Below are 5,639 nucleotides of genomic sequence, written 5' to 3' on the forward strand. Positions count from 1 at the left end.
TCATTCACCTCCGCATACGACAACGACAACCCACCCGCCACCACCGCCACCGACCCCGGCGCCTCCACCACCCACGCCTCGAACAACTCATGAGCAAGAGCGCCCACTTCAGCCTCCCCCTGTACTGGTTCCGTGGTCCCGAACTCGTCGAGCCCGAACTCGTCGAGCCCGATCTCTCCGTCGAGCCCGTTCGCGATCGACTCCAGAACCTCGCGGTACATCTGGGCCAGGAGCTCGCCGTTGGCGCGGGTGATCAGGCCGGTGTCGCTGTGGATGCCGATCTTGCGGTCGCCGTGCGCGTGCACGGAGAGCCCGAACTCGGTCGGCGCCTCGCTGATGCCCGTCCCGGTGTCCACCAGGTCGGTGTCGGTCTGGTGGAAGTCGATGTAGTTGAAGTGGACGTCGAGCAGGCGCCGCCGGCCGCCCCAGGCACGCTGGATGGCGGGCAGCGGGTAGCGGCGGTGGGCCCAGATCTCCGTCTCGCGGCGGAACACCTGGACGATCGCCTCGCGCCAGGAGCGTGCCCCGCGCTCGTGGGCGAACGGCAGCGTGTTGAGGTGCATGCCGATCACCCGGTCGGCGCCGACGGCCTCGGGCCGGGCGTGGAAGACCACACCGGTGTGGAAGGCCGCGGCGTCCGTGAGACGGCCCATGACGGTCAGGTGGGCGGTGAGCAGCACGGTCTTGAGCGGCACGTCCGCCTCGGCGGCCCGCGCGCGCAGGGCCTCGGCGAGCGAGTCCAGCGGCACGTCGATGCCGTACGGCTCCGCGGTGGCCGGGTCGCCGGCCCAGGCGGCGGGCGGGGCGAGCCGGACGTGCTCCTTGACGATCCGCTCCCAGTAGGCGCGATCGGCGGCGCTGTCCAGCGAGTCGAGTTCCCCCGCGACGAAGTCCGCGAAGCGCACCGGCGGGGCCTGGTACGGGGCGGACTCGCCCGAGTCGCGGAACTCCCGGTAGGCGTTCACAAGCTCCATCTCCAGGGTGTGCTGGCTCCAGCCCTCGACGATCACGTGGGACTGGGTCAGGGTCAGCCACCAGGCGTCATCGCTCTCCAGGTGGATGGCGACGCGCAGCAGCGGGGCGACACGGAAGTCGAACAGGTCGGCGCGCTCGGCGGCGACGTACGCGAGCAGTTCGCGCTCGCCGTCGACCGGGCCGGTCCCCCTCAAGTCGTCGATCCGGACGGGCACTTCGGCCGTCGCGTGCACCACCTGCATCGGTACGCCGTAGCCGGTGATGTGCACCGAGGTGCGCAGCACGTCGTGGCGGGCGGTGACGGTGCGGACGGCGGCGCGCAGCGCGTCGGCGTCGAAGGGCCGGTCGTCGCGGATCCGCTTGGAGACCACCGTGTGGTAGTTGTTGCGGCCGTTCTCGGAGAGCAGTTCGGCGACCATGCCGAGCTGGACCTGGCCGAGCGGGTAGGCGTCGACGGCGTCGGCGGGCAGCAGCGCCCGGTCGGCCGCGCCGATCAGGGAGAACGGGCGGACCGCACCGGCCTGGACGCTCAACTTGTCGCGCCCGGCCGCCAGTTCGGCCAGGGCCGCGACCGTGCGGTGCTCGAAGACGTCCCGCACGGACACGTCGTAGCCCCGGCCGCGCAGCGCTCCGACGACGGTGACGGCGCGGATCGAGTCGCCGCCCCGGTCGAAGAAGCCGTCCTGGGCACCGATCCGGCGGGCCCCGAGGGCTTGCTCCCAGACCTCGGCGATCGCGCGCTCGGCCTCGGTGGCGGGCTCGGCATACGCCGCGTCGGCGTCCGCCTCCGCCTCGGGGACCGGCAGGCCGCGCCGGTCGACCTTGCCGTTCGGGGTGAGCGGCAAGGCGTCCAGGGTGACGTAGGCGCTGGGGACCATCGCCGGCGGCAGCTGCTCGGTGAGTTCGGCGCGTAGCGCGGCCACGTCGAGCGTGTCGTCCTCGGCGGGCACCAGGTAGGCGACCAGGAGCTGGACGCCGGGGGTGTCCTCACGGACGATCGCGGCGGCGTCGGCGACCTCGGGGCGGTCGACGAGCACGGCCTCGATCTCGCCGAGTTCGATGCGCTGGCCGCGGATCTTCACCTGGTGGTCGACGCGGCCCAGGAACTCGACGTCGCCGTCCCGGTTCCAGGCGACGACGTCACCGGTCCGGTACAGGCGGGAGCCGGCCGGGCCGTACGGGTCGGGCACGAACCGCTCGGCCGTCAGACCGGGGCGGCCACCGTAGCCGCGGGCGACGCCGACGCCACCCGCGTAGAGCTCGCCGGGGACACCGACCGGGACCGGGGCCAGGTGCTCGTCCAGTACGTACAGCCGGAAGTTGCGGACCGGCTTTCCGATGGTGACGCGGGTGTCGCCGATCTCGTCACCGGCCCGGATCAGGGCGTGTGTGATGTCGTCGGAGCACTCGGTCGGGCCGTAGGCGTTGACCATCGGCACGTGCGGGAAGCGGTCGAACCAGCGGCGGCACAGGTCCGGCGGCAGCGCCTCGCCGGTCACCACCATCCAGCGCAGGGACGGGAGCCGGACGTCGAGGGCGCCCGCGTCCATCGCGTCGAGCGCGGCGCGCAGCAGCGACGGTACGACCTCGAGGACGGTGATGTGCTCGTCGGCGGTGCGCGGGAACAAGGACAGTGGGTCGAGGGCGGTGTCCGCGTCGGCCACCCGGACCCGGCCGCCGACCGCGAACGCGGCGAGCATCTGCCACACCGAGATGTCGAAGGCCATCGACGCGTTCTGCACGATGCTGTCGGCGGCGGTCAGTTCCAGGTCCTCGACCTTGGCGAGCAGGTGGTTGGCCATGCCGTGCCGGTGGACGTGGACGCCCTTGGGCCTGCCGGTGGAGCCGGAGGTGTAGATGACGTACGCCAGGTCGTCGGGGTGGGCGGTCTCCGGCAGATCGGTGGCGTCCTGCGCGGCCCAGTCGGCCGGCTCGTCGAGCAGCACCGCGGCGGCGTCGATCCCGGCCAGGGCGTCGGCGTACGAGCCCTGGGTGATCAGCACCTTCACCTGCGTGTCGGCGGCCATGAAGGCGAGCCGGGACGCCGGATAGCCCGGGTCGAGCGGCAGGTAGGCGCCGCCCGCCTTGAGCACCGCGAGGACGGCGAGGACGGTCTTGGGGGAACGGTCGGCGCTGATGCCGACCACCGTGTCGGGGCCGACGCCGAGGCCGCGCAGGTGGCGGGCGAGCCGGTTGGCCTCCGCGTTGGCGGCGGCGTAGCTGAGCGCGGTGGTGTCGTCGGAGATCGCCAGCCGGTCGGGGTACTTGGCGGCATACCGCTCGAACTCCCTCTCGATGCTGATCCAGGACGGCGTACGGGCCGTGTCCGTCCAGGAGTCGAGCAGTTCCGCGTCGGCGGCGCACAGACGGGTCGTGCGGGCATCGCCGTCGACGCCCTCGGCGGCCATCGCCTCCAGGACCGACCGGTACATCGCGGCCAGGCGGTCCGCCGCGTCCCGGCGCAGCACCGAGGTGTCGGTCTTCAGGGTGAGACCCCCGCCGGAGGTCGAGACCTCCAGGGCGAACTCGGTGGAGCCCGAGCCGAGCCCGGCCGCGAGATCGAGCTGCCGGCCGTCCAGGTTGTGGAAGTCCTGGTAGTTGAAGATCACCTCGATGAGGCGCCCGGCCGTGCCGGCGGTGCGCTGGATCTCCGGCAGCGGGAAGCGGCGGTGCGGCCAGAGCGCGACCTCGCGGTCGAAGACCTGGCGCACCAGCTCCCGCCAGGTGCGGGCGGTACGGGTGTGCGGGAACGGCAAGGTGTTGACGTACATGCCGAACACCCGGTCGGAGCCGAGGACTTCGGTGCGCGTGTCGCAGATCAGCCCCGTGTGGAAGGCGGGCTCGTCGGTGAGCTGGCCGAGCACCTTGAGGTGGGCGGCGAGCAGCACACTCTTGACGGAGACCCCGGCCCTGGCGGCGAAGGCGCGCAGCGGCGCCTCCAGGTCCATCAGCTCCACGGTGACCGCGTAGTCCTCGGCCGCGCCCGTGCGGTCCGCCCAGTCGGCGGGCAGCACGAACGGCGTGTACCCCTGCACCACGCCCTGCCAGTGCGCGCGGTCCTCGGCCGACGCCAGGGAGGCCAGCTCGGCGGCCACGGTGTCCGCGAAGCGGACGTCCGGCGCCTGGTACGTCTCGGGCGCGCGGCCCGCCGCGAACGCCCGGTAGCAGGCGATGATCTCCATCAGCATCGCGTGCTGCGACCAGCCCTCGGTGATCATGTGGGACTGTGTGAGCCCCAGCCACCACCCGTCACCCACGACATGTGCCGCGACCCTCAGCTGCGGAGCGACCGCCGGGTCGAGCAACTCGGCCCGCTCCGCGGCCTGGTGGGCTCGCAGCGCCGCGTCGACGCCCGCCGCGTTCAGGTCGCTCAGGTCGTGCACCGCGACCGGGGTCCCGGCCGAGGCGTGCACGAGCTGCAGTGGCCGGGAGGCCGTGGACAGGTCGAAGGAGGTGCGCAGCACCTCGTGCCGGGCCGTGACGGTGCGCACCGCCGCGCGGAGCGCGTCCGCGTCGAACGGCTGCTCGTCGCGGACCTTGTAGCTCGCGGTCGAGTGGTACGCCGCCGGGGCGCCGTCCCGCGAACCGGCCACCATCTCGACGAGCATGCCGGTCTGCACCTGGGTCAGCGGGTACGCGTCGACCACGCCGACCGGCAGCAGCGCCCGGTCCGCCGCACTGATCATCGCGAACGGCTCGACCGTGCGGAACTCCTCGACCGGGGCGGTGCGGCCCGCGAGCAGCTCGGCGACCGAGGCGATGGTGCGCCGCTCGAAGACGTCCCGGACGGACACGTCGAGACCGGCCGCGCGCATCGCGCCGACCAGCGCGACGGCGCGGATCGAGTCGCCGCCGAGGTCGAAGAACGCGTCCTCGACGCCGACCGAGTCCAGACCGAGGGCGTCGGCCCAGATCAGCGCGAGCCGCTGCTCCTGCGGGGTGCGCGGGGCGACCGAGCCGGCCGCCACCGCCAGGTCGGAGCGGTCCGGCGCGGGCAGGGCGCGCTTGTCGAGCTTGCCGTTGGTGGTGAGCGGAATGGTGTCGAGCGCCACGAAGAGGGCCGGGACCATGTAGTCCGGCAGTGCGCGGCCCAGGCTCTCACGCAGCGTGCGCGGATCGGCGAGTCCGCCCTCGGCGGGCACCGCGTACGCCACGAGCTGCTTGTCGCCGGGGGTGTCCTCGCGGACGACCACGACGGCCTGGGCAATGGACGGCTCGGCGGCGAGCGCGGCGGCGATCTCGCCCAGTTCGATGCGGTAGCCGCGGATCTTGACCTGGTCGTCGATACGGCCCAGGACTTCCAGGCCTCCGTCGGCCAGCCGCTTGGCCACGTCGCCGCTTCGGTACATCCGGCCGCCGGCCGGGCCGAACGGGTTCGGCACGAACCGCTCCGCGGTCAGGCCCGGACGTCCGAGGTAACCGCGCGCCACACCCGGACCCGCCACATGGATCTCACCCGGTACACCGACCGGCACCGGCCGGCCGTCCGCATCGAGCAGCAGGACCGAGAGGTCGGAGAGCGGATGCCCGACCCGGCTGGTCGCCGGACGGGCCAGGTCCACACCGTCCACCTTGTGGTAGGTGGTGTGGACGGTGGTCTCGGTGATGCCGTACATGTTGACGAGCGCGGGACCGTCGAGACCCAACAGATCCGTCCACGGCCG

General features: G+C 72.8%; 1 protein-coding gene. It reads right to left on the bottom strand.

The genetic code is table 11. From position 1 onward, the window contains the following. On the bottom strand, window positions 1-5,639 hold a 5,639-nt coding region (locus ACZ7M2_RS52305), incomplete at both ends, for an amino acid adenylation domain-containing protein (RefSeq protein ID WP_471601349.1).

Source organism: Streptomyces sp. NPDC111507, assembly GCF_055638955.1.